This window comes from Paenibacillus sp. PAMC21692 (genome assembly GCF_014303795.1).
Classification (GTDB): Bacteria; Bacillota; Bacilli; order Paenibacillales; family Paenibacillaceae; genus Pristimantibacillus; species Pristimantibacillus agaridevorans.
Genome location: NZ_CP060293.1, coordinates 8,183,663 through 8,209,199 on the forward strand (window position 1 = coordinate 8,183,663; position 25,537 = coordinate 8,209,199).

Annotated in this window: 22 protein-coding genes; 10 read left to right on the top strand and 12 right to left on the bottom strand. The window is 51.8% G+C overall.

The features are described 5' to 3' along the window. Positions 1-272 precede the first annotated feature (272 nt). Positions 273-1,514 carry an S-layer homology domain-containing protein gene (locus H7F31_RS32505; RefSeq protein ID WP_187102222.1) on the top strand — a complete coding sequence of 414 codons (1,242 nt, stop codon included), beginning with the start codon at positions 273-275 and terminating at the stop codon, positions 1,512-1,514. Positions 1,515-1,763: 249 nt separating this feature from the next. On the opposite strand, the gene H7F31_RS32510 is transcribed toward H7F31_RS32505, so the two are convergent. After that, the gene (locus H7F31_RS32510; protein WP_187102223.1) at positions 1,764-2,561 is read right to left on the bottom strand and encodes a YheC/YheD family protein; all 798 of its coding nucleotides are present in this window, start codon (positions 2,559-2,561) and stop codon (positions 1,764-1,766) included. Positions 2,562-2,810: 249 nt separating this feature from the next. Here H7F31_RS32510 and H7F31_RS32515 point away from each other — a divergent pair, with 249 nt between their 5' ends. The 5 genes from H7F31_RS32515 (at position 2,811) to H7F31_RS32535 (ending at position 7,936) form a co-directional block, all read left to right on the top strand. Next, positions 2,811-4,145 (top strand): phenylacetate--CoA ligase family protein, encoded by a 1,335-nt coding sequence (locus tag H7F31_RS32515; protein ID WP_187102224.1) that lies wholly within the window; start codon positions 2,811-2,813, stop codon positions 4,143-4,145. A 58-nt stretch (positions 4,146-4,203) separates the two neighbouring features. Then, the gene (gene sbnA / locus H7F31_RS32520; RefSeq protein ID WP_315970538.1) at positions 4,204-5,145 is read left to right on the top strand and encodes a 2,3-diaminopropionate biosynthesis protein SbnA; all 942 of its coding nucleotides are present in this window, start codon (positions 4,204-4,206) and stop codon (positions 5,143-5,145) included. 38 nt (positions 5,146-5,183) lie between these two features. Next, positions 5,184-6,260 carry a 2,3-diaminopropionate biosynthesis protein SbnB gene (locus H7F31_RS32525; protein ID WP_187102226.1) on the top strand — a complete coding sequence of 359 codons (1,077 nt, stop codon included), beginning with the start codon at positions 5,184-5,186 and terminating at the stop codon, positions 6,258-6,260. A gap of 123 nt (positions 6,261-6,383) precedes the next feature. Then, entirely contained in the window at positions 6,384-6,842 is a 459-nt protein-coding gene (locus H7F31_RS32530) for a MarR family winged helix-turn-helix transcriptional regulator (protein WP_187102227.1), read from the top strand. A gap of 356 nt (positions 6,843-7,198) precedes the next feature. Next, positions 7,199-7,936 carry a peptidylprolyl isomerase gene (locus H7F31_RS32535; RefSeq protein ID WP_261800221.1) on the top strand — a complete coding sequence of 246 codons (738 nt, stop codon included), beginning with the start codon at positions 7,199-7,201 and terminating at the stop codon, positions 7,934-7,936. Positions 7,937-8,142: 206 nt separating this feature from the next. On the opposite strand, the gene H7F31_RS32540 is transcribed toward H7F31_RS32535, so the two are convergent. From H7F31_RS32540 to H7F31_RS32550, 3 genes are all read right to left on the bottom strand, one after another. Next, positions 8,143-8,907 (bottom strand): protein-glutamine gamma-glutamyltransferase, encoded by a 765-nt coding sequence (locus tag H7F31_RS32540; RefSeq protein ID WP_261800222.1) that lies wholly within the window; start codon positions 8,905-8,907, stop codon positions 8,143-8,145. A 616-nt stretch (positions 8,908-9,523) separates the two neighbouring features. Beyond that, positions 9,524-10,327 carry a Cof-type HAD-IIB family hydrolase gene (locus H7F31_RS32545; protein ID WP_187102228.1) on the bottom strand — a complete coding sequence of 268 codons (804 nt, stop codon included), beginning with the start codon at positions 10,325-10,327 and terminating at the stop codon, positions 9,524-9,526. Positions 10,328-10,411: 84 nt separating this feature from the next. Further along, positions 10,412-10,888, bottom strand: coding sequence for an SRPBCC family protein (locus tag H7F31_RS32550; RefSeq protein WP_397373509.1), 477 nt, complete (start codon positions 10,886-10,888; stop codon positions 10,412-10,414). Positions 10,889-10,975: 87 nt separating this feature from the next. On the opposite strand from H7F31_RS32550, the gene H7F31_RS32555 reads away from it, so the two are divergent. Together H7F31_RS32555 and H7F31_RS32560 are read left to right on the top strand one after the other, a co-directional pair. Continuing rightward, on the top strand, positions 10,976-11,797 hold the full coding sequence (locus H7F31_RS32555) for a helix-turn-helix domain-containing protein (protein WP_187102229.1): 822 nt from the start codon (positions 10,976-10,978) through the stop codon (positions 11,795-11,797). A gap of 196 nt (positions 11,798-11,993) precedes the next feature. Then, the gene (locus H7F31_RS32560; RefSeq protein WP_187102230.1) at positions 11,994-12,833 is read left to right on the top strand and encodes a hypothetical protein; all 840 of its coding nucleotides are present in this window, start codon (positions 11,994-11,996) and stop codon (positions 12,831-12,833) included. 207 nt (positions 12,834-13,040) lie between these two features. Here the strand turns inward: H7F31_RS32560 and H7F31_RS32565 are convergent, their stop codons facing one another. Beyond that, positions 13,041-13,439 carry a hypothetical protein gene (locus H7F31_RS32565; RefSeq protein ID WP_108994054.1) on the bottom strand — a complete coding sequence of 133 codons (399 nt, stop codon included), beginning with the start codon at positions 13,437-13,439 and terminating at the stop codon, positions 13,041-13,043. Positions 13,440-13,639: 200 nt separating this feature from the next. Between H7F31_RS32565 and H7F31_RS32570 the strand changes: the two genes are divergently transcribed. Both H7F31_RS32570 and hflX read left to right on the top strand, forming a co-directional pair. Further along, positions 13,640-13,981 carry a winged helix-turn-helix transcriptional regulator gene (locus H7F31_RS32570; protein ID WP_187102231.1) on the top strand — a complete coding sequence of 114 codons (342 nt, stop codon included), beginning with the start codon at positions 13,640-13,642 and terminating at the stop codon, positions 13,979-13,981. Positions 13,982-14,459: 478 nt separating this feature from the next. Then, entirely contained in the window at positions 14,460-15,746 is a 1,287-nt protein-coding gene (gene hflX / locus H7F31_RS32575) for a GTPase HflX (RefSeq protein WP_187102232.1), read from the top strand. Positions 15,747-15,803: 57 nt separating this feature from the next. Here hflX and H7F31_RS32580 read toward each other — a convergent pair whose 3' ends face one another. The 7 genes from H7F31_RS32580 to H7F31_RS32610 all read right to left on the bottom strand — a co-directional run bounded on the left by H7F31_RS32580 (position 15,804) and on the right by H7F31_RS32610 (position 25,424). Then, a complete protein-coding gene (locus tag H7F31_RS32580; RefSeq protein WP_187102233.1) occupies positions 15,804-17,066 on the bottom strand; it encodes an ATP-binding protein in 1,263 nt (420 codons plus the stop codon). A gap of 394 nt (positions 17,067-17,460) precedes the next feature. Beyond that, positions 17,461-18,927, bottom strand: a complete 1,467-nt coding sequence (locus tag H7F31_RS32585) for an alpha-L-fucosidase (RefSeq protein ID WP_187102234.1) — start codon at positions 18,925-18,927, stop codon at positions 17,461-17,463. Positions 18,928-18,970: 43 nt separating this feature from the next. Further along, positions 18,971-20,578 carry an ABC transporter substrate-binding protein gene (locus H7F31_RS32590; RefSeq protein ID WP_187102235.1) on the bottom strand — a complete coding sequence of 536 codons (1,608 nt, stop codon included), beginning with the start codon at positions 20,576-20,578 and terminating at the stop codon, positions 18,971-18,973. 32 nt (positions 20,579-20,610) lie between these two features. Then, the gene (locus tag H7F31_RS32595) at positions 20,611-21,507 is read right to left on the bottom strand and encodes a carbohydrate ABC transporter permease (protein ID WP_187102236.1); all 897 of its coding nucleotides are present in this window, start codon (positions 21,505-21,507) and stop codon (positions 20,611-20,613) included. Positions 21,508-21,519: 12 nt separating this feature from the next. Further along, positions 21,520-22,410 carry an ABC transporter permease gene (locus tag H7F31_RS32600; protein ID WP_397374787.1) on the bottom strand — a complete coding sequence of 297 codons (891 nt, stop codon included), beginning with the start codon at positions 22,408-22,410 and terminating at the stop codon, positions 21,520-21,522. Positions 22,411-22,590: 180 nt separating this feature from the next. Further along, positions 22,591-24,405 (bottom strand): cache domain-containing sensor histidine kinase, encoded by a 1,815-nt coding sequence (locus H7F31_RS32605; protein WP_187102237.1) that lies wholly within the window; start codon positions 24,403-24,405, stop codon positions 22,591-22,593. Beyond that, positions 24,405-25,424, bottom strand: coding sequence for a response regulator transcription factor (locus H7F31_RS32610; RefSeq protein WP_187102238.1), 1,020 nt, complete (start codon positions 25,422-25,424; stop codon positions 24,405-24,407). Before H7F31_RS32610 ends, H7F31_RS32605 begins: the two co-directional genes overlap by 1 nt. Positions 25,425-25,537 lie beyond the last annotated feature (113 nt).

Here is a 25,537-nt window from a genome sequence, read left to right on the forward strand (position 1 = left end):
CCACAAGTCCAAAAAACTTTTTATGCGTCCCTTCCATTGAGAATGCCTTTTCGCCTACATAACGAGAACCAGGTGAGCATGATGAACTAGCTTCGATCAGGGCCAATCGATGCACCCCTGCCCTATTACCTCCATTTGCCACATGCCAAAAGACTTTGCCGCCCGCGCTAGAACGATCCCCAAGGTTGCATCAAACTGCCCATTCTAAATAACGAATGGATATGGTTAGCTATTTATTGTCGGATAATATCGAAATAGGGGGATTAATCTCTATGAAACGAGTTCTACATTTATGGGTCGGCCTTATGCTTCTAGCCGCCGCCGCTCTCCCGCAATACGCTTATGCAAGCGCGGCAGCGACCACCGCCGCCTTCAACGATATCGGGAACCACTGGGCCAAAGATACGATTCAAACCATGGTTTCGAGAGGCGTGCTGGACGGTTACCCTGACGGTTCTTTCCGGCCGGAGGAGCCCGTGCAGGTCGACCAATTCGTAAAAATGCTTATTCTGTCCTACTCGGAGCTCCATCAGAACGGGTCGCGCAGCTGGAAGACCAACTTCCTAAACACGCTGAGTCCGGAGAATCAGGCGATCATAAAGCAGGACTATCGGTACTTCAGCTTCAAGCCGAACACGGTCGGCTACTGGGCCAAGGATTTTATCGATATCGCAAGCGACCTGCATTTTCTGAACAAAAGCCGTTATACCGACTTCCAGGGTGATATGACCCGGGAGAACGTGGCCGAAGTTCTGTATTACACGCTTCAAGAAACGGAGTTTCTGGAGGACGGCTTGTTCGGGCAAAAGATGGCTCAATCCTACGGCGATATCACTAGCGCAACGGAGAGAGAGCAGCGCTTTATCGCGGAAGCATTGGTTAAGGGCATTATGGAGGGGTATCCCAATGGATTTTTTGGCGTCGGGAACAAGGTGACGCGCGCGCAAGCGCTGGTTATTCTGAATCGCTTGACGGATAAGGAGAGCCGCATTAAAATCGCCGTCTCGCCGGACAAGCTGGAGCGTCTCGTACCTACTCAGGCTGGCGGCGACAAAATCGTCATCTTCCCGGATAAACGGATGTGGGATATGTACGATTCGCTTGCCGCGATCGGTCAGTTGCGCGGAGCGAATTACGATCTGTTCGACACGACGCTGAGACTTTACAAGGATCAATCGGAGAAGGAGCAAGTGCAGAATCGTCCCTCCGGATCGGCCGCCGTTCAGGAGGAAGCCGCGATTTGGCTTGATCCCGCCTACAATACATTCGGCATTACGATTCGGCTTAGAGACGGCTCCCTGGCCCGTAATCAGGAGGTTGTGGAGCAGTTCGCGAACGGATTGTTCGGCTATAACGCATATGCCTTCAAGGAGTTGTTCGCCTCCGTCTGCGACAAACTAAGCCGTGGCGAGGCCGTGACCAGCACGTACAGCCAAATCGGCGGAGACGCCGTCAACATATTGGTCGATAACTCTGCAAAGACGGTTATTTTTACGGTCGCGGCCAAAAAGTAGTCATGAACGTCAAGCTATGTACGCTGAAACGCCTCTTCCCCCGCATACTGCGGAAGGGAAGAGGCGTTTTGTGTTTTCAGATGACTAGGGCGTGTCTGAATACTCCGAGGGTAGCAGATTTTGCCGAATTTTCGTTCCATGCAAAGAACTTTTGTGAAGGCGTTACCTAAGGCTACGTCAAGCAAAAGTGACGAAGCAGGGGGCGGAAAGGCGGTGAAAGATGCCCCCGAGCGGGTGTTCAGACACGCCCTAGAGCACCGTCTTGGCTTTGTTGCAATTTAGCCTATAGGTCACGCCGTATTGCCTGCCATAATGAATAATGCGCCGAATCATCGTCTGGTCCTGCAGAATGGCGAAAGGACAATGATCCGGCGTCGTGTTCACCTCCAGAATCCACGGCCGAAGCTGACTGTCGATCGCGATGTCCAGCCCGATCTCGACCATCCCCGGATAACGCCTCCGCAGCTGCCTGATCGTTTGAATGCCGATACGCTCCAAATGGGCGATCATCGCATCCTTCTGCCCCGAACCGACATGGGGCTGGAGTACCTGGTCAGCTGGCAGGATAGTTCCGCCTTGGCTCCCGTTTGTAACGATTTTGCCGGGATAGGAGACTCGCGCCACCGTTCCCGTCGCTTCAAAGCCCCCGCTTGGCGACTTCTGCACGACGACGCGCAGATCGAAGGCTCTGCCCTCGTATTTTAATAGATGGATGCCTCGCTGCACGAGATACGACTTGCCGGCAATATCCCTCTTTATAGCGAGATGGCAGGCATCGAAGCTGCCGAAGCTGCGCCGATTGCTGCCCAATTGGTAGGCATACCCGCCTCCCGCCTCCCGTTCGACTCTCATAACGCCTCTCCCAAGCGAGCCGCGAACCGGCTTTACATAGACCATGCCGTAAGCTTCCAACATAGATCGCAGCGTGTATTGGCTGAACCGCCGGGTTTGCGGAATATAGAGGCGCAGGCCCTTGTCCCCTAGCAGCGCATTCGTTTTTGCCCATTTGTCGGAGATGCGGTGTCTTCTCTTTTTGCCCGATTTCACACTAGCAAGGCCTCCTTTATCGTACTTAAGAGTTCAAAAGTGCGCTTTTCAGTATAGACTTCATGCGGTTGTCTCTGGGAATCTTTCTTTTATTAGTATACGCAGCAGTTGCGGACGTGCCTTAGGCCGCTGTCGTCATACCCGAACATTCCGCCGCGGGACACATATGCTTTAAGAGGATGAAAACCGAACTTATTGAACTCGCACTTTAAGGGGAGCCCTTAGTCCATCACGAGGAGTGTGCGCGGCATGTCCTTGCATCCAAGCGCGCTGACGGCGCATGTCCATCTTATTGCACGATTGCACCCATGGTATGGAAAGCTTCTGGAGGAAAAGCGCAGTTCGGAACGCGGTCGCCTTGACTACGCCGATAACAGGGAGAAGACGCTTCTTTCGCTGAACGAGCTGCCCCTGCTGAACGCCGATCTATTGGCAAGGCATTATTATGCGGAACCGCCGCGATCCGAAGCCGGCTTATCTGTCTACCGCACCTCCGGCACTTCGAGCGGCATACGCAAGTCGATCTATTATTCACCCGAAGATGATCTTCATTATATAGCCGCGAAACAAACGAGCTTCGAAGCATGGTTGAACGCCAAAGAGAAGCCGATGACCGCTGACGGAGAATCGATAGAGACCGCTTCGCATTCAATAGTTCCTAAGTACGGTCCGATCCGGCGGGCCCTGGCCGATCTGGGCACAGGTCATGCGGCAAGCACGGCGCTGAGCATCTTCTCGAGTATGGGTATGGAGGGCGAGGCCATCTCCTTCTCTGCCCCCATAGAAGAACATGTAGCGAAGCTAAGAACCTATCGGCCGGAGCTGCTGTATACGATGCCCTCCCTTCTGGAGAGCATAGCCGATGCCTGGCCGGAAGATGAACCGTTCCCCGTGCGGAAGATCATCCTGGTCGGCGAGATCGCCTCCAGGGAATGGCAGGCCAATATGGCGGCCCGATTATGCCTGTCCCCTCCGGATCTGCTCGATACGTACGGCTCCATCGAGGTCGGAGCCATTGCCGCCTATTCGCATGAGCGAAACAGGTATGTTCTCTCGGAGGGCATGTGGGGCGAGGGGCTGACTGTACAGGAACTGGGAGAGAGCTTCGAGCCGTTGGCGGACAACGAGAGGGTGCTAGTCCTCACAGCGATGAGCAGGCTGATGTTCCCGGTCGTTCGTTTCGTTACTTACGACGTCGTGCGCGACTTCGAGGTCACCCTGATCGACGGCGTTCCGCGGGGCACTTTTACCGGCATAACGAAGCGCATCGGCTCCGAGCTGAAGCATGGGGAGAAGATCAGCTTGTACGACATCGAGGCGGCCGTCCACCTTGTATTAACGGACGCGGCCGTGCGCGTAGCCGTAAACGGCAATCGGCTCATGCTCCATATTCGAAGCGACCAATTGGCGAAGCACCCGGAGAAGCTCCGGCATGTGCGGAACGAGGTCGAGCAACGCATACCGGATATCGGCATGATGATTCGCGGCGGCTTGCTGAAAGGCATCGACGTCATACCGGTCGACGCTTTCCGCCAACTTCCGGGTCACGGTTCGGTGAAAGGAAAAAAGATCTACCCCTCATAACCCGGAATTCGACTGTTTAGAAGAAAGCGGCGGTGAGATAGGCATGGAGGATGGTTGGTTGAACGGAATTGGCGGCACGCCTCTAGTCCGCTTATCCCGATTGTTTCCAGAGCTGCGGGGCATACGGGTATTCGCCAAGCTGGAGCTGATGAATCCGACGGGCAGCGCCAAGGATCGCCCTGCCCTCCGCATTCTGAAAAATGCCCTGCGGGAAGGGCTCATCGGTCCGGATACGGTTATTGTGGAATCCAGCTCCGGCAATATGGCGATCAGCATGGCGTCCATATGCAGGCGGCTCGGACTTCGTTTCGTCTGCGTCATTGACCCCCGCACCTCAAAGACGAACAGGACTATTATGCAAGCTTACGGAGCGGAGGTCTCCTACGTGGAAAAGCCTGATCCCGCTACGGGGGAGTTTCTCCCCGCCCGCCTTGCCCGCGTGCAGGAGCTGCTGGCCGCCCATCCCGACAGCTTCTGGCCGAATCAGTATGGGAACCCCAATAACTACTTGGCCCACAGCGAGGGGACGATGCCCGAAATCATTCGCGAGCTTGGCAAGGTCGATTATGTGATAGGCGGCGTCAGCACTTGCGGCACGATGCTGGGCTGCGCCGACTACATTCGCCGGAACGGGCTGGCCGCGAAGACCGTTGCCGTCGATGCCGCGGGCAGCGTCATTCTTGGCGGGGAGAAGGGCCCGCGCCTCTTCCCCGGACTTGGCGCGGGCATCGTTCCCCCGTTTGCGGCGAACTCCTTTATGGACCTGGCCGTCTACGTAACAGACAAGGAAATGGCTTTGGCATGCCGGGAGCTTGCCGCAACGGAAGCCATCCTTGCCGGTCCCTCCTCCGGAGCGGTCCTTGCTGCCCTGCGATCGATATGGGATGAGCTGCCTGACGGCAGCACTTGTGCCGTTATTATGCACGATCGCGGAGAGCGTTATATGGATACGGTGTTTAACGACGAGTGGATGGCTGCCGCTTTTGGCGAGCCTGGTTGAGAGAAGAACGGAACGAACAGGGAGGAAGTCACTGCGCCATGATTTATTACGGAGATGAGCAGCTTAGAGAGATCGGCGAGCCGTGGCGGGAGCTGGTCGATCGGATTCAAGAGACGGTACAAATTATGGACAGAGGCGGCGTCGTTCAGCCGCTCAAGCCTTACCTGCGCTACGGCAACCCGGATAATCGCATCATCGCGATGCCCGCTTATGTTGGCGGGACGGTCGCCGCGGCGGGTCTGAAGTGGATCGCCAGCTTCCCCGGCAACATTAATGCCGGCTTGCCTCGAGCCCATAGCGTCACCATACTAAACGAAACTTCTACGGGAGAACCGCGCGCAATCGTCAATTCCTCGCGAGTGAGCGCCGTCAGAACCGCGGCCGTCAGCGGACTGATGCTAAGAGAGTGGCTTCGTCATCGCTTGCTCGACAATCGCCGTGATGAAGCCGAAGAAGGGCTGCGCATCGGCATTATCGGACTGGGACCTATCGGGCGAAAGCATCTGGCCATGACGTTAGCCTTATTTGGCGAGCATATCGATCAAGTTATGTTGTACGACGTTCGTGGCATTAGTCCTGAGGAAGTCATGCCGCACAGCTTTGGCAAACGCACAGGCGCCGGACCAACGCTGAAATTCGGAGATCCGGCCGAACAATCGAAGCCTCTCCGCATCAGGCAGCTCCGTAAGGACATACCGATTCGGTTCGCCGGATGCTGGCAGGAGTTATATCGCTCGTGCAACGTCATTTTGACATGCACGGTTAGCCCCGTGCGTTATATCGACATCCCCCCGGCGCCCGGCAGCCTGCTGCTCGACATCTCGCTCAGGGATTACGGATTGGACGCTATACGCGGCATTCGTTCCATCGTGGTCGACGATTGGGCGGAGGTATGTCGCGAAAACACCGATATCGAGCTGCTTCACCGGGAGACCGGATTGACAGCAGAAGATGTCATGTCCCTTGGCGATATTGTATGCCGGGACGCGTTCTCCTCTCTCCGTTCTGAGGAGCCCGTGCTGTTCTGCCCCATGGGCATGGCCGCCTTTGACGTGGCGATCGCCGACTGGTATGTCCGCAAGGGAGAAGAATTAGGGATAGGCGTCAGGCTTTAAGCGCCTCACTTTCACCGGCCACTCCCCTCCTCGACCTTGACACCTCCAGGCTGCAACACTATATTAAATTTAATGCAATTTAATTGAAAATTTTATCGAAGTTGCCGTCTTGGAGGAGAAACGATGAATCCCATTGAACATATGAAGCTCGATAATCAGATTTGCTTCGCGATCTATGCGAGCTCCCGCGAAATTACAAAGCTGTATCGCCCGCTGCTGCAAAACCTTGGACTTACCTATACGCAATACGTGACGATGCTCGCGTTATGGGAAAAGGACAATGCCACCGTCAGCGAGCTTGGAACCAAGCTGTACCTGGATTCCGGCACGCTCACTCCGCTGCTAAAGAAGCTGGAGGCCGCGGGCCTCGTCAAGCGTACGCGCGACAAGAAAGACGAACGAAGCGTCCTCGTTACGTTGACACCGGATGGTGAAGCGCTGAGGGAGAAGGCCATCGATATTCCCGGACAGCTGGCCTGCAAGCTGGACGCAACGCCGGAGGAAGGCGCCATGCTGCTGGGGCAGATGCAGGAGCTGCTGGACCGCGTGAAACGTTATTCCGCTCAGCCAGGCGAGGAGTAGGAGCGCGGTGCAGCACCCCTGATTCGCCATTTACGATTCGGTGGACAAGCTCTCCGCCATCATTCGCAATCCTGGTTTCCGCTGTGTTACTATGGAAGCTGGACACATGCATAAGAGGTTGTTCAAAAAGTCCGCTTTTGATCACGAAGTATGGTCGCGTTGCCTACTCATCATCGAATATTGAATTCAGGCGAAACTAAGCGAATGCTTACGAAGTATGTTTCCTCCGGAAACATTGCAGGTGCTCACGTAGCTTCCACTACGCTCCGCTCCTCAGTTTCTACCTTCATTCAATCTTCTCGGTGCTGAAAACCGGACTTTTTGAACACGCATTATAAGGAGGGTAATAAACGTCAATGAAAGCAATGAAACGGCATTATCGGCACCCGCTTCTGCTCGCGGTTCTAGCCGTATTCTTGATCGTGGCAGCCGGCTGCGGCGTCGATCAAGGCAAGCAGAACAACAGCCAAGGCTCCGGCGGCGGACAAGCTACGGCATCTCCGTCCCCATCGCCGTCCCCTTCTCCTACGGAAGCCCCGGCAGAAGAAGAGGGACCCGAGCTCCTCGGTCCGGAGAAACATCCCGAGGTCACGATTGAGCTTAGCAACGACAAGTTGATCAAGATCGAGCTCTACCCGGAGGTCGCTCCGAATACGGTCAACAACTTTATCTCGCTCGTGCAGTCGGGATTTTATGACGGCCTGATCTTCCATCGCGTCATTCCCGGCTTCATGATTCAGGGCGGCGATCCGGATGGCAACGGCACGGGCGGTCCCGGCTATTCCATCCCCGGCGAATTCAGCGAAAACGGCTTCGAGAACAAGCTGAAGCATACGCGCGGCGTCCTCTCCATGGCGCGCTCAAACGCGCCGGATTCCGCAGGCTCCCAATTCTTTATCATGGTCGAGGACGCTCCGTCGCTGGACAACCTGTATGCCTCGTTCGGCAAGGTGATCGAAGGCATCGAGGCGGCCGACGAGATCGTGGCGCAGGATCGGGACGGCAGCGACAAACCTCTTGAACCTATCTCCATGAAAAAAGTAACCGTCGATCTTAAAGGCATGACCTTTGATCCGCCTGTTAAGATGGAATAAGCGCCAGATCCTTTAAACTCGGCAAGGCGAAACGGCTCCGCTGTCCTTTGGCGGCGGAGCGCGTTTCGTTCCGAGAAATATAGAGAAAGTGCGGCGAAATCATATACTTTCCTATATTTGTACAAAGAGGGCATCGCTGCTCAGCCGCTGGCTGTTGCGATGCCCTCTTTGCGTATGGTCGGAAGTCTCTTGTAATCCACCTGCCGCTACAAAGCAGCAGCTTCTTCTTCCCGATAGACAAGCTGCCTCACGAACTCGAAGTCCGGCGTAATAATAAGATTGTCCAGATAAGCCGACGTCATGCTGCCCGGCATTCTCGCGCGGTTAAGCTTTTCGATAATGTCACCTGCGGAACCGATTCCGATCCCGTGGCCGAAAAACAGGTTATCGTCGAGCTTGATGGCGTTCTCGCCCTGCCACTCCGGCGTAGATCGGTCGTAATCGGGATTTTTGAAATACATCGTATCTCCGTGGTACGTCTCGTTCAGATTGTAAGTGGCGTTTAGTCTGAGATCGCGGTCCGTTTCCCAACTGATCAGATACAGGTTGCGGAAGTGCCGGTTGAACGCGGCTTCTCCGATCGCATCCAGCACTGCCTTATACAGAATGATAATAATGGCGCCTGCGCACTCGAAGGCATATAGATGCCCATTTTCAAAAATATCGTTCACCGCATCGGATGGCAGAACGTTGGGCCGCAGCAAGAAGCCGCCCTGGGGCGTACGAATCCAATACTGCTCGTTGCTGCGGGAATTGCTAAATGACGCGAAGCTTACCCCGCTTGCATACATCGCTTTGGCCGCTTCCACGATGTGAGACCTCATCTTAAGCTCGAAGATCAGAGAATCCAGACTTGGATAGCTGTACAACATCGGACTTGCCATCTTCCTCGTCAAAGTTTTCCTCTCCAGCATCGTCAGCAGCCGCGGCGGTATTGCGCCCGGGTTGCTTCCGTCCGTAATTACGATCACGTTATACCCCCCAAACCAGTAATATGGATTAGGTTATAGTACGTGAGCCCGCCCGGATTGGTGAACTTTTTGATTTATAGAACGGCAGATAGCTGCCCAACGAAAATAAATGATTAAACTGGATACGAAAGGACCAAAAAAGCCATCAACATCTCTCATGTCTGTGGTGTTTGCTCGCTCTTCTCTCGAATAAGAGGAAAAACGCCCTCTAATGTCCCTGTCTCCTCCCTCGCTTGCACTTTAGAGGGAAATCCTCCCTCTACTCCCGAACGAATCGCTGTATTCGGGCATAATCGCCCCGATTAGAGGGAGCTTTTCCCTCTATGCCAAACCGATCGCCTGACTTGTTCAGATTAAGAGGAGCTTTTCCCTCTGTTTTCCGATGCGGTGTACGATTTCCCGTGCGATATACGATTTTTCCGATGCGGTAGACGATTGTCCTCTCCTCGCGGCGTCCTTTCTATGGACGCCATCGTTTCATCGGAACTTGTGGAGCGAGTATGGAGCTAATAGGAGTAAATGAGGAACAGTGCGTACAAGCTGTCGGCCATGCCGACAAACTCGCCCGATTTGGCTGCTTTTGACTACGGATCCATTGACTTACCCTACCGAAAACTTATTTTATTTGAACGGCAACGCCCTCGGAACGCAGCAATCCCGCCTCGATCAAGCCGTTGCGAATGCCCCGCTCGTCCACATGCGACGTCACGAAATTCGCGTAAGGCAGCAATTCCGGATGGGAATTGCCCATCGCGACGCCGAAGCCGACATACTCCAGCATTTCCTTATCGTTAAGCCCGTCTCCGAATGCGACGGCATCGGCCGCCGTCAGACCCAGCTTCTCCAGAAGAGCCGCCACGCCTTGCGCCTTGGAGCCGCCTGCCGGCAGTACATCCATCGCGGCGCGATGCCAGCGGATCAACGTAAAATCATCCTTCAACGCTTCATACAGATGTTCTTCGTGGCTCTCGCAATGCAGGAACACCTGGAAGATGTCGTCAGTCTGCCAGAAGGCCGGGTTAAACGACGGCAAGTCCACCTTAAGCGATAGAACCGCTTCCTCAATAAACGGATGGTTCTCGCGATCGCTGCAGAAAGCCGTCTCTCCCTCGAATACCAGTCCGTGATCGTGCGCGGCGGCAAGCTCCACCAGGCGGCCCAGCTCCCGCTTGCCGATCTCCCGGCGGTACAGCGGCTGTCCCTTGTAGACGACGTAACCTCCGTTTAGGGTGACAAAGGATTCGATGCCCAGCTTCTCCGCAAGCGGCTTGATGAAGTAAGGCGCGCGGCCCGTCGCGATAACCGGCTCCACGCCCTGTTCCTTAAGCTCGCGGATCGCCAGCACCGTATCCTCAGGTATTTCCTTTTGCTCGTTCACCAGCGTGCCGTCGATGTCAAAAAATACGATTTTGTAGCTCATGGTCCCATTCTCCTATCCGTTATCTCTATCGTTTTTATAGCTAACTCTAGTATAAGGAATGGGAGAAGGTTCGGCTACCCTTACCTACCAGCCAAAGTTTAACGTCTTGCCCGTCTCGACATAACTCTTAAGGTTGCTGACCACGACGGCCCAATTGTCCTCGGAGCGCTCGAAGCTGGGATGGTTTTCGGTGAATTGATCATTGACCAGCGTCAGCTTCGTCGTCTCCCCTACCGCATCCAGCGTATAGGTAATGCGCGAGGTCAACTCGGCATGGTTCTCGTAGTAGGACGGCCCCGGATGTTCGATAACGGACATCATCCGGCCTGGATCGATATCGATGATTTCGCCGTATACGTGAACGGTCTCCTCCCCGTCATTGCCCGGGCCAACATAAGCGAACTTGCTTCCCGGCGTCAGCTCGGACTGGAATAGGCAATCGAAGAAGATGGCGCGGGTTCCCTCCGGGCCGATCAGCGTATCCCAAACCTTTTCCGGCGTTGCTCCAATATAAGAGATGAATTTATGCTGCATGTACATGCACTCTCCTTTTTTGATCATGGATTCTAGCCTCTCCCTGCCAGTATACTAGAGACATATCATCCCGTATTGTAAAAAAGCGTCAGCCCTGTAAAGGAGAGATTCCGAATGTCGTCTTCCCCGTCCCAAACCGCGAGCATGGGCATTTTGCAAGCGCCGGAAGCGTTCAACAAATTCCGTCTGCGCCGTTTCGCTCCATCCGAGGCTCTTGCGCCGTTCGTGATGCATCATTGGATCGTCGAATGGGATCTGCCGGAGAACGAAGTATTCCTCCAGGACAATATCCCGAATCCTTGCGTTAATCTAGTCGCAGAATTTTCAGGCAGCGCGGTCTACGGCGTCTCCAGCCGCAAATATACGAAACGGTTGTCCGGCAAAGAGCGCGCGTACGGCGTTAAGTTCCGGCCGGGCGGCTTCTACCCCTTCGCAGGCAAACCGCTTTCCGAATTTACCGATGGCTCCATGACCTTCGCCGAAGCATTTGGCATGGACAACGACAGTATGAATGCGAAATTGACAGAAGCACTCCGATCGGATCAGCCGGCGGAGACGCTTATTGCCCTCACGGAAACGATGTTAATGAGCTGCCTGCCCCATCCCGATGAGACGGTTGATCGGCTGGTCGACATCATTCGTTACATTCAGAGCGACCGTACCGTCTCCAGCGTCGAACAGTTGACCCGGACCTTCGGTATCGGGGTGCGTACGCTGCAGAGACTGTTCAGCAAATATGTCGGAGTCAGCCCCAAGTGGGTCATCCAGCTTTACCGGCTGCAGAATGCCGCGGAGACGCTCGACGCCGGTTACAAAGGGAGCTGGGCGTCGTTGGGCGCCGAGCTGGGCTTCTACGATCAGTCCCACTTCATCCGATCGTTCAAGGCGATGATCGGCAAAACGCCGGAGGAATACGCTGCCGGCCATTCGCTGTAAAGCCCGTATATTAGAGCGTGCGTTCGCCTTCGGTATTGACCGCTCCCGCCTCATAAGGTATAATCGGGACAAATACGGATCGGACAAGCGGGAAGCACCCGCAAGACAGACGAACATCGTCTGCCTTGCGGGTGCTTTTTTTGTTGTTTTTTGATTACTGCCCGCCTGCTCCGACCGATTCTCAGGAGGTATGATTATGCGTATCCGTAATCGAAGAATGAGCATGGGCATGACGATTGGCATGGCTGGGTTGGCGTTTCTGTTGTCGCTGAACCTGTCCATGACGGCGTTCGCGGCGCCGTTCGAATTTACGCCCACCGCGAAGAAGGCATTCGACAAGATGGTCTCGGCTGTATCCTCTTCCGTCTCCGCCTCGCTTAAGAAGCAATACGCCGAGCTGCAGACGCTGCAGCGCCAGGATCTGGACTGGGACTCGAAAATCAATGCGCTGCATTTTAAGAACGAAGAGAACGAAGGAAAACTGCGCAAAGCCATTCGCGAGATCGACTCAGCCAAGATAAAAGCGTTGGAAAACGCGGCCGCTTCGCTCAAGAAGCAGCATGAGCCGTTGTTCAAGCTGTATGAAACCCAGAAGACGCAGCTTAGCCTCGCCCGCTCGTTCAAGAACAAAAATCTGACCTCCGCCCTGAGCGTCCAGGTCGAGATGACGAAGGCGGCCGTTCAAGCCGCGAAGAAGAAGCAAAGCGACAAAAGTGCAGAGCTCAAGAAGGCGAAGTCCGACGCCAATGCCAAGATGAAGCAGCTTCGCCGGATGTTGGACGAAAACGACGCGACGGAGTCGAAGATCAAGGCGGCCAAGGCCGCTGCCGGCACCTACAAGAAGATGTTCGCGACGGAGGGCAAAGTGCTTGGGGGCGCCGTTCGCGGCGGCGATACGAATGGGACAGCCGCCTCCTTCACGCGTATGATCGCGCATCAGCGGCAAATCCTCGTCCAGAAGTACCTCATCCATTCTTATGAGGAACGAATTGCCGGCGCCATCGCGAAGACCGAGACGAAGATGCGGAGCTTCTAGGTCTGGAGGCGTTAATAACGCCTATAGCTCTAAAAAGCAGGCGAACGAGCTGCTGTAGGCGTTAATAACGCCGATGGAGCGGAAAGTTACTCAAAACAGCGTCCATAGCCGATAATAACGTCTGATGGAGCTTCAAACAGCAGCAAAAAACACCCCATAGACGCTAATAACGTCTATGGGGTGTTTTACCAACTTTTCCCTATCTTACTACGTATGCGTGCTGCCGAATTTTCTCGACGCCCAGGCGATGAGCTCCACTAGAATGCCCAGTACGAAACCGGCGGCCGACAAAAACATGAACGTGATAAATCCGACGAGGTCGCCCCAGCCTGATGTATCCTGGCTCTTCACCGCCATAAATACAATGCCTGAGACAAATCCGATCGTAGAAAGCAGCCAAATCCATTTCGCGCCGAACCACCCCGCGGCTGCGACTACAAGCGATACGACAACGGCAAGCAGGACCAGCATAAAAGCGTTGCCCAAGTTCCATTCCTGACCGATAATGCCGAATCTGACCGCCAGCAGCGCTGCTCCCAGCAGTGCGGCAGACACACCTGCGATTCTCCACCATGTTGCATGACCGCTTTCGGGAAGCCAACGCATGGACGCACTCTCCTTATCTTCTCGTACTTTTGTCTCGGTAACAATTATGTGTACTTACACCATTAGACGATACCCGAATCGCAAAGGTTTCGCGCCGCGATCTTCCCCGCGCCTGATAAATTAATGGCAGAATAAGAATCATTCCTCTTTTCTGTATGGGCCTTCAAGTCTATAATGATAACAAAGAGAGGATGAGCCTTATGGAACAGAAGCGTATGTGTGTCCGATTCGAGAAGGCGGTCGAGCTGCTGAGCAAACGCTGGGTTGCGCTTATCGTGTACAGCCTGCTGCCTGGTCCCAAAAGATTCTCCGACATCGAGCAGCATCTCCCCAATCTGAGCGGCAAGGTGTTGTCAGACCGGCTGAGAGAGCTTGAGCTCGAAGGCCTGATTCGCCGCGACGTTTATCCCGAGATGCCCGTGCGAATCGAATATTCGTTGACGGAGAAGGGCCATGCCTTATCTCCTTTGTTCAGCAGTATTACCGATTGGGCGCATCAGTGGGTTCACTTGGAGGATGAGGAGATTCAGGAGCCTCAATAAACGGTTATAAATGTTTAGTCGGTTGCTTCATGTTTCGTCCTTGTGCTACACTGTTCTCATTCCAAAGGAACGGAGGGTTTCGTGTGATAGATTACATCCGAGTCAGGTCTTTGCGCGGCTAATTGCAAAGTATATACCGCTCTGCCCATACGGCGGAGGACTCAGGACAGGTCTGTCTACATGAAGCTTTACTTCAACTGCAGCAGCCGAGACGCGGGAGCATTGGCCCCCGTCGGATTGGCCGTCTATTGCCGCACGGCTTGCTTTGGTGCAATCGCCTAAGGATTGGACCATAATCAAGTTCCGCGAGCGGCGGCGATCCCATGCTGTAGCGACGCCTTCCTATCTCCTCAGGTCGTATATCGTCGGGCACGGGCAGGCATGCCTGTGTTTTTTTGTACCCAAACCTAGTTCGTGTCTGAAAATCTGCTCCCTTCGGAGTATTCAGACACGCCCTAATTCCGGAGGATGATGAATAATGACAGAACCAAACGAAACGAAACAAAAAGCGATTATCGTCGGCGTCCAGTTGAAGAACGGCTCCGACTTCGAATATGCCATGATGGAGCTCCGCAACCTGGCCGATGCCTGTTATATCGAAGTGGTGGATGAGCTCAGCCAGAAGGCCGACCGCATCAATCCAACCCATTACATCGGCACGGGCAAGATCCAGGAGCTGCGAGCTCTGATGGAAGCCCATGAGTGCGAGCTGGTCGTCTTTAACGACGAGCTGTCCCCTTCCCAGATCCGCAATCTGGAAGCCGAGCTCGCTTGCACGGTCATCGACCGCACAATTCTGATTCTGGACATCTTCGCCGAACGTGCTAAAACCCGTGAGGCGCAGCTCCAGGTCGAAGTCGCGCGTCTGCAGTATTCCCTCCCGCGCCTCGTGGGCCTTCGCGCTTCCCTTGGCCGTCAGGGCGGCGGCTCCGGCCTGAAAAACAGAGGCGCAGGGGAAACAAAGCTCGAGCTCGACCGCAGGCGCATCGAGGAGCGGATCACCGCGCTGCAAGCCGAGTTGGAGAAGCTCGTGGCGACGCGCCAAAATCAGCGAAAAAAGCGGAAGAAAAACGAAATGCCCGTCGTCTGTTTGGTCGGATATACGAATACCGGCAAATCCAGCCTTATGAACGCTCTTCTGGAGGCGTACGACCCCGACACGACGAAGCAGGTATTCGCCAAGGATATGCTGTTCGCTACGCTTGAGACATCGGTACGCAGCATCGAGCTGCCGGACAACAAGTCGTTCCTGCTTACGGATACCGTCGGCTTCGTCAGCCAGTTGCCCCATCACCTCATCAAAGCGTTCCGTTCCACGCTGGAGGAGGTAACGGAAGCCGATCTGCTCGTGCACGTCGTAGACTACGCGCACGAAGATTACGAGCAGCTCGTAACCGTCACTAACGAGACGCTGGGCGAGTTGGGCGCTGACGGCATCCCGACTGTCTACGCCTACAACAAATGCGATCTGACGGAGCATCCTTATCCCATGAGGTCCGGCAATTCGGTCTATATGTCGGTGAAGGAAGGCCAAGGGATCCAGGAGCTGATCGAAGTCGTTCGCTCCCATATTTTCGCCAATTACGTCAAAAAGGATATTCTCATCCCCTTTAATCAGGGAAAGCTCGTGTCTTACTTCAACGAGCATGCCCATGTCATGTCGACCAGCTACGAAGCCGAGGGCACGCGTATGCTGATCGAATGCAGGACAGCCGACTATGAACGTTTCAAGAACGACTTTGTCGAGGTGGACGCCGAGAGTTAAGCAAGATACGAATACCAAAAAATCCGGAAAGGGCTTTTGCCTTTCCGGATTTTTGCATTAAATTGATATATTCTGAAATTGCAGTACAAACGTCGTTCCTTTGCCGGGCTCGCTATCGATATGTATCATCCCGCCCATCTTCTTAACGATATTAAAGGATACCATCGTGCCAAGACCCGTTCCCTTATCCTTGGTGGAATAATATGGCGTACCTAACCGTTTAACCTGGTCGGCGCTCATGCCGATACCCGTATCCGCAATCCGGATTACCGCCGTGTTGGCCTGCTTGCCAAGCTCGAGAGAAAGATCTCCGCCATTTGGCATCGCCTCGATGGCATTTTTGCCGATATTAAGCAGCACCTGTCTAAACTTGTGCCTGTCCCCCATGACGGCCAGCTTGCTCTCCTCATAATAGGAAACATGTAATCGGATATTGTTGAAGTTAGCGTAATTAAGAAGCAGATTGAACGTATAACCCAGCTCCGCATTAAGGTCAATCTCTTCGATAACCTCCAGATCATTGCGGGCGAGCGACAAGTAATCGGAAATAATGCCTTCCGCCCGGTCAAGCTCCGCAAAGCAGATGGCCTTGTATTGCTCCTTCTTCTCGGGAGAAAGCTCCTTCGTGCCAAGCAATTGAATAAAACCCCGAACCGAGGTGAGCGGGTTGCGGATTTCGTGCGCCACGGACGCGGCAATTTCGCTGACAATCTTCATCCGCTCCGTATTGACGACCTCGTCTTGAATGCGGCTGTATCGCCTCATAAATTCGATGATCAAGACTCCCATTACCAGAATAAAACTTTGGAATACATAGGTGGCAATAGTCTCCATCAAGTTGTTAGTCAACAGATAAAGCTGGCCCTTCGTAATCAAATAGGTGGTGAACGTCACTAATTTAATGAGCGCGCATGCCAGCACGGCGATAACCGCCTTCATGCGAAGCGACGCCGCGTCGTACCCCTTCATCGCCAGCCACGCGATACAAAAGGTGGGCAGCAGCGAAAATATGTACAGCAGAATATCGGATATTCCCAACACGTACCTCGTGGCGATAATGACCCCGTACAGAAGCAGGGATACAACGGGACCTCCGTACAAGGTGCCGATTACGAGCGGTACGGAACGAAAGTCGTAAGAGATTCCGTTCATCATGACCGGGAAACACATCGTCGCCAGGATGGCTATGCAGCAAAGCAGGAACAAGTAGGCGCGGTATACGTTGACCCTGTCTCTGATTCTGTGCAAATAAGGGTATAATACGAAAGGAGATGAAATAATAAAAACGTTAAATAAAAACTCCTTTAGAAAGAGCAGCACGACGAAGTCCCCTTCACGAATCTCCGAATCTGTATCCTGCCCTTAATATAGCATATTTTTCCGATTTGTTTTGAGATAATTTATATTCCATTTTTATCCATACTTGAAGATTTCCTTGTTCTTAAAAATCGCCTAACCTAATGCTACCCAGCAATTGGGTATGATCGGCGACAACTTGATCCAGCTGAAAATCGATCAGCAGCATCCAACAAGTGAAAACTTTTAATTGTGATTGCATTGAGGAAAAAACCTCGGCCCGCTCCGGTTGGAGCAAGCCGAGGTTTTTTTAATTGCCTGTCTAGAGGCGAAATCCGCCGGTTTTTATCGCAAGTCTCGCACGCTGCACGCTGCAAGCTGCAAGCTGCCGGTTAAGCCATCACTTGCACGAAATCCATTAAGCAGAAGCTGCTTTTCGCTCGCTCGGCGATACGCCTCCATTATTCAACCGGCTACTATAAACCTCAAAAGCAGATAAAGTCGGACACCATCTCGAATCTATAATCGTTATCCGTAAGTACCTGGATTTGACGGCAGGAAAACGGCATATTCGCTTATGGCCGATAACCGTTCCGGCATATAGCGGCTTCCATTCGCCCGCCGCTTCATATTCCAGCGTAAACCTTTCTATTCTTTGACTATAGCGGTATTCTTGCAGAACGACATGGTCGAACAAGGTATTCCGCTGCAAATCAATCTCAAGAAGCGCTCGCTCCGTCCCTTCCTCCGGGGCCCAATAAGAATCTTTATTTCCGTCAAAAATATGGCCTGCCTCATAGCCGATCCTCTGTTCGGAAGCGGAAGCCGATGCCGTTGCAGCCAGATTATTCCGGAACGTTTGGCGTAGAGCATCGCCGAATTCCCGAAGCCGCTTCACGTCGTTCTCGTGAATCAACCCTCTCCTGTCGGGAGGAATATTTAACAGAAAGGTCGCATTCCCTCCAACGGAGCCGTAGTAGACGTTAAGCAGTTCTTCGAGCGATTTGACTTGATTGTCCTCCGAGGCATGATAAAACCAGCCCGGCCGAATCGACGTATTGACTTCCGCCGGATACCAGACCAGTTCTCGCTCTTGGCTGATGATCGACCTGCTCCCGAGATCCCGATCCTGCGAATCGTATCGTTTGGCGAACTCGCGGTCATCCGCTTGCTGCGATTTTCCCTGAATCTTCTCGTTATCCCGCAATGAAGCCGGAACGACGCTCCATTCCGATTCCCGGCAGTGCCCCGCTTCGTTTCCGCACCACCGAATATCCGGGCCGCAGACCGTGATGGCAGCATTCGGCTGCAGCTCGCGGATCAACGCATAATAAGCATCCCAATCATAGACTTGTCGTTTTCCGTTCGGTCCTTCACCGCACGCTCCGTCAAACCATACGCAGAAAATGTCTCCATATTGAGTCAGGAGTTCTCTCAATTGATTTTTAAAAAACTCGTTATACAGCGGCGTATCCCCGTATGAACGCTCATGTCTGTCCCACGGAGATACATAAATGCCGAATTTAAGACCGCCTTTTCGGCAAGCATCGGCAACTTCCTTTACGATATCGCCCTCTCCGTTGCGCCAAGGGCTGTTCTTTAGCGAATGCTCCGTATAACGAGTCGGCCATAAACAAAATCCGTCATGATGCTTGCAGGTGAGAATTAGCCCCCGCATTCCGGCAGCTTGACAAGCTCCCACCCATTGATCTGCATCGAATGCAACCGGATTAAAAATCGCAGGATCCTCGCTTCCGGTTCCCCATTCTTTGTCCGTAAACGTATTTACCGTGAAATGGATGAATGAATAAAATTCCATTTCTTGCAGCGCCAGCTGGCGTTCCGAGGGCTGTATTTGCGCAGCGTATCGAATATAATGTTCCATGTCTGCTTCCTCCTCCACCTCGGCATTGCAATCTCTACTATTGCTATTGCTTTGCATCATACGCTTCCTGATAGATTTGCAAATAGCGCTTGAGGTTCATGCCGTCCAATGTTTTCAAGTACCCGTCCCATTCCTTCTCGAGATCGATATCGCCGGTTACCGCTCTGGCCAAAAACTCGTTTTTGTAATCGGTTATCGTCTTGCTCAATCCGGCGAGCTCCTCCGACTGATCCTTCGTGAAGAACAACGGCGGTACCACTTTATCGGCATCGATTTTGTATGGCTCATATTTTTGCTTCGTCTCCTGGTACAGAATCGTTTCCTGCGTGCCAGGCGCCGCCGCCTCGCTTAAGCGAAATGCACTGGTTCGCACCGACGGACCCGTTTGCGACCATCCGAGGTTTTGCAAGCCCGACAAGTTCTCTAAACGTATCCATTTAGCCGGTTCCCCCGCAATTGAAACGTCGCTCGTGCCTGCCGTAGCCCATTCCTGGTCAGGCCGGCCGAAAATGGCTCTCATCGTCGCTTCTTCGCTATACATGAAATCCGCCAAGCGGAATGCCGCTTCAGGATTTTTGGCCTTATTCGTAATCACATACGCCCCTTGCGTAAGCCCAAATGGATTAAGAGAAACGGATTTCATGCCGCTTGGGCCTTCCTGGGGAGGTACGGCTACGTAGTCCTTTATTCGATCGGCGCTAGGTAAAAAAGAACCTGAATAGTTGGATGGGGCCGATCCCAAAATGACTTCCGAATTGCCCGACATTTTCTTCAAGCCGTTCAAGTCTTGCGTAAACGTTTCCGGAGCGATCAACCCCTCCGCATACAGCTTACGCATATAAGAAAGTCCGTCCTTCCACCCCGGCTGGGTGAATGCAACATCAATCTTCCCATTATTTATAATCATATCGTTCATGTCTTTCTCGACAAATGCGGACATCAGAAACTTTTCGGGACCGGAACTTACATATCCCGCCATAGGGATTTCATCTTTTTTGCCATTGCCATTGGGATCCTTCTCTTTAAATGCTTTCAACACCTCATAAAATTCATCCGTCGTCTCCGGCATTTGGAGTCCGAGCTTGGTCAGCCAATCTTGATTAATCCACATTTTTTGGGACATGGTGCAATGATAGCATTCGTTGATCTGCGGCAAGCCGTAAATGTTGCCGTCCGGCGCCGTTATCGTTTCTTTTGCATAGGTAACCGTGTTAAACATCTTTTTCGTTTCCACGCCGTACTTCTCGATCAAATCATTTAAAGGTATAAAAACGCCGTCTTTCCCGTAAAGAGACATTTGTACAGGCGATATACTGAAGCCCATAATGACGTCCGGGTAATCTCCCCCCGCCAACGTAATATTCAGTTTTTCTTGCGCTGATTTTTCGGGAGCCACTTCCCACTCGATTTGAATATTCGTTTTCTCTTCCAGCCATTTGGTATATTCATTCGTTGCGAAATTTTCTACCAGGCTGTTGCCGTACATCAGGACCCTCAAAGTCGTTTTATCCGGCGTAATCGGCAAACTTCCCGCTTCCGTCACGTTTTCGGAGCTTGAAACCTCCGGCTTTTCTTCTTTCTGGGAACAAGCGCCCAAAAGCAGCGATAAACTTACTGCCGCGCTTAGTACAATGCTCATTTTTTTCTTCATGCGACAATCTCCCCTCTTCAAATGGCCATTCTTTACCCTTTGAGCGATCCTATCATCATTCCTTTGACAAAATGCTTTTGAATGAACGGATAAATGATCAGCACCGGAAATGTTGATACGACGATCAACGAGTATTTCAGCAGTTCCTTGAGCCCTTCCCGAGCCATGGCTTCCTCAACATCGACGATCATCGAGGAATCCACCTGGTTTTGCACCAAAATTTCTCTAAGCACCAGCTGCAGCGGATACATGCTCTGATCCTTCAAGTACAACATCGCATTGAAGAACGAATTCCAGTGGCCTACCGCATAAAACAGCGTTATAACTGCAATGATTGGCCCCGATAACGGAAGCACGACCTTCCAAAGGAACTTGAAGTCCGAGCAGCCGTCCATTTGCGCTGCCTCCAATAATTCGTCCGGAAATGTCGTGCGGAAGTACGTTCTCGCAATGATGACATTCCAAACTCCAATCGCTCCCGGGAGAAGCAGCGCCCATCTCGTATTTAAAAGCCCCAAATCCTTAACGAGCAGATACGAAGGAATCAGTCCTCCAGAGAATAGCATCGTAAAAACGAAAGTCGCCATGATCCAATTACGGATATAGAAATCTTTTCGAGAAAGCGGATACGCAGCCATCAAAGTAAATACGACGTTAATGATCGTGCCAACGCCGGTATAAAACAATGAATTCAAAAAGCTTATACCGATCAGCCTGTGCTTGAATACCGCTCGATACCCTTCCAGCGAAAAATCGACCGGCCACAGCCACACCTTTCCCGACATGACGGATTCCGGCGTGCTGATCGATGCGCTCAAAATAAAAATCAATGGATAAAGCACCGATAAGGTAAAGAGGAAGAGCGTCACATTGATCAAAGCATTGAATAGCCGGTCTCCGCTCGGTTCTTTAATTGCTGTGCTTTTCATCGTTCTCCCCCTTTACCAAAGACCCTCTTGTCCGACTTTTTTCGAAAGCCGATTGACGAAGAGAAGCAGGATTAAGCTGATAATGGATTTAAATAGACCGATTGCCGTCGAATAAGAGTAATTAATTGCCGTGGAAGCGAGCCCCACCTTATACACATAGGTATCGATCACCTCGGATACGTTCATATTGAGCGGATTTTGCATGAGCAACACCTTCTCGAATCCCGTATCCAAAATACGTCCCGTATCAAGAATAAGAAGAATGACCGCAATGGGAAGTATCCCCGGCAGATCGATGTGCATCATACGCCGAACTTTGCTCGCACCGTCCATTACAGCCGCCTCGTGAAGCGAGGGATCGATCGAGCTTAAAGCCGCCAGGTAAATAATGCAGGAAAAACCGACATTTTGCCAAAGTCCGGACCACACGTAAATGGATGAAAAGTATTCCGGATTGCTTAGAAAGTTAACCGGCTCCATCCCCAAAAACTGCAGGATGGCGTTAACTACACCCGTTCGCGGATCCAATATTTGAAAAATGATGCCAACCATGACTACCACCGATATAAAGTGCGGGGCGTACGTAATCATTTGCACGGACTTCTTGAAGAACGCATGCTTCACATAATTCAGGCATAACGCCAGCAAAATGGGAAACGGGAAGCCAATTATTAATTGATAAAAGCTTAACCAAATCGTATTTTTCATGACGCGCCAAAACTCATACGATTCAAAAAAACGTTGAAAATATTGAATTCCGACCCATTCGCTTCCGAGGATCCCTTTGGAAGGCACGTAGTTTTTGAACGCGATCAGCGCCCCGTACATGGGCACATACTTGAATATCACGATGTACAGGACAGGAAGCAGCATCAATAAATACAGCTGCCAACCTTTTTTCATGCTGCGAAGCAGTGCGTTTCCACTCTGTGGGGTGCTCAAGTCTACACGATGCCTTTCCCTGCTAATATCCAATCCTAAAGCTCCTTTCCCGGTAAGATGAAAGTTGCTGCAACTTGATTACAATATTAGCTTCGTTTCGCCCTGTAAACATCATCATAATTTATTGTCGTATGAACGATTTTACGATACCGGCAACTTCCTAGGCGCTCGGACGGCGGGCATCCGAAAAAGGACTGTAGTGCCTTCGCCAGGCTCGCTGGTCACGGACAGCCCATACTCGTCGCCGAATACCATCCGAATACGGCTATGAACATTTAATAAGCCGATGCCGCCGTCCGTATCGAGCTTACCTTCCAGCATCTCCGACGGCTCTTGACTTTTCAGCCTGCTTTGGATCTCGGACAAGTTTTCGGCAGACATGCCGGCCCCGTTATCCGATACTGCAATCAGGAACAGATCGTTTTCGATCTTTGCATCGATATGTATCGTATGATACTCCTCAATGCCGTCCGGAAAAGCATGCTTAAAGGCATTCTCCACAACGGGCTGCAGTGTAAGCGTGACCATCTTCTCCAAAAGAAGCTCGGAAGGAATGGCTACGTCAAGTGGAAACTCACGTTCGAAACGATGATTCATGATCGTCATATAATGCAGCAAATGCTTCAACTCATTGGCGACCGTCACCTCTTCGAGATTCGTGCGAATGGCATAACGCAGCATATAGGCTAATGCTCGCACAATTTCACGTATTTCTTTGGAATCTTGAATAATGGCGTAGCTGACGATCGTTTCCAGCGTGTTATACATGAAATGGGGATTGATTTGCAGCTGCAGCGCCTGAAACTCTGCGGTTTTTCGGTGCAAAAGATTAGCCCTGTTTTCCAATTCCGATTTGTACACCTGATCTACCATTCCAGATAAACGGTCCACCATGATGTTGTAGCTTAAAATGAGCCTGTCGCGCTCATCCTTCTTGCCGAGCAAAGGCACGCGCGTCCAGTTTCCTTTCTCCGTTTCCCTCATCGCAGCTACCAGCATTTGAATTGGCTTCGTAAACGATCTGCCGAATTTAAACGCAACGAGCAACGCAACCAAGCAGGTTAATATGGCGGATACGAATGTCGTTTGTCTGACATTAACGATCGGCTTCCTCAATTCGTCGAGCGACCTTGAAGCGACGAGCGTCCATCCGGAAAAATCCGATCTTTTGTTATAGAAAACGCGGTCCACTCCATCCAGCTCGGTTGTTACCGGCGAATTTTGATGATCCATGATCAGCGTAAACAAATCGCCGTTCAGTTGTTTGCCGATCTGTCTGGCATTCGGGTGGTAAATGATTCTCCCGCGATCGTTCACGATAAAGAGATAACCGCTATTACCTAGATTGATGCCTTGCCAAAGCGTTTTGAGTTCCTCGATTCTCATTTCGATGCCCAATATTCCCTTGTAGGCTCTAGATGTTTGCCGAACTGCGATTTTCCTTGTCAGCGCTACCGTTCCGTCTATAAAGCTGTAATCCATCACCGTCATCCGTCCGTCTTCTCTGGTTTGCTGTTTCAATTCTTCAAGACTTTCCAGAATCGGTTCCTCCTTGAACGCCGTTACGTTGTTGAAATCGGTTATGATTTTCCCGTTATAGCCGAGCAAATAAACCATTGCGATTTCCGGATTCGTTATCGTGACCGGCCGGAAAACGCGATCTATTATTTCATTGGACTTCGAATAATATTGATAGACGTTGCCGTCGTTAAGCTCCAGGAACTCATTGACAAGCGAAGAAGTTAGGACGGAAAGCGTTGCCCGCTCGTATTTCTCCAAATACAGATCTGTATGGTGTAGGGCATTATTCACGATTTGCGACAACATCGCTTCGTTATTCCGCTCCAATTCGGCGGATGAACGGACGTATATCGAGAAGCTCGTAATGGTAAGGGCAAGCAAAATCACGGTGACAAAACTCATGAAAATTTTGAAAGTCAAATTCGAACGCATCATTATTTGATCCCCAACATGGCGCGATATTCGGTCGGGGAATAACCGGTCACCTTTTTAAAAACCTTATGAAAATACGTATAATTGGAAAAACCAGCTTCAAGTCCCGCATCCACTACTTTGTACTGAGGCATCTCGAGAAATCCTATCGCCAACTCGATCCGTTTGCGCATGCGGTATTGCACAAATGATTCTTTGGCTATTTTCTTGAAATAGTGACTGAAATACGCCGGCGTTAACCCGACCTTTTCCGCAATGCACTCCAGACTGACATCTTCTTTAATATGTAAATCGATATACCGAATCGCCTCATCGAATAGCTTCTTTTGATTTCCGCTTCTGAATTGCAAAATTTGATCGGCAATTTCGCGAATTGCTTTATGGAAATAGTCTGCGGCCTCGCGGATAGTTAATGCGCTAACGACGTTATGCGGCAAGACTGCCGTAAAACCTCGCGCTTGAAGCCTGCTTTGCAAAATATCCAAACCGTCGGCAACAAGCTGCTGACATTGACTTACTTGAACCCCCTCTTTCGCATAAGTCGTCCTCCAACGCGCCAGCAGTTCCGCAAGTTGGCCGTCATCCAACGTCCAAATGGCCTCCTCCGCTTCCTTCAGCCACTTTTCGTACAAAGAAAGCGAAACAGCGGTAAGCGTTTTCATTTGAAGGAGTTTATCCAGTACGGGATAAAGCTCCGCTTCGGTAACCGGCTTCAATAAATACTCCTTGACTCCGTAGGAAATGCATTGCTTCGCATATTGGAAATCATCGTATCCGGATATGATGACGATGCTTGTATTCGTCTTCGTTTCATGGATTGCTTTGCTCAGCTCCAAGCCGTCCATTTTCGGCATGCGAATATCGGTTAGTACGATGCCCGGCGAGTAGTGCAACATCTTTTGCAAAGCGTCATGCCCATTACTTGCGGTGCACACATCCAGCGAATCGTCGTACTGCTTTAATAGGGTTACAAAACCTTTCCGAATCATCGGTTCGTCATCTACAATAAGAATTCGATGCACAGAATGCACCTCCTTATCAAAATTAAAGCCCACCTAATTGACTGCGTTTTAGGCGCAATCCATTTAGTGAGCATAGCACAAATCATAGCAGATCGTCTGCCAATCGAGTTTGG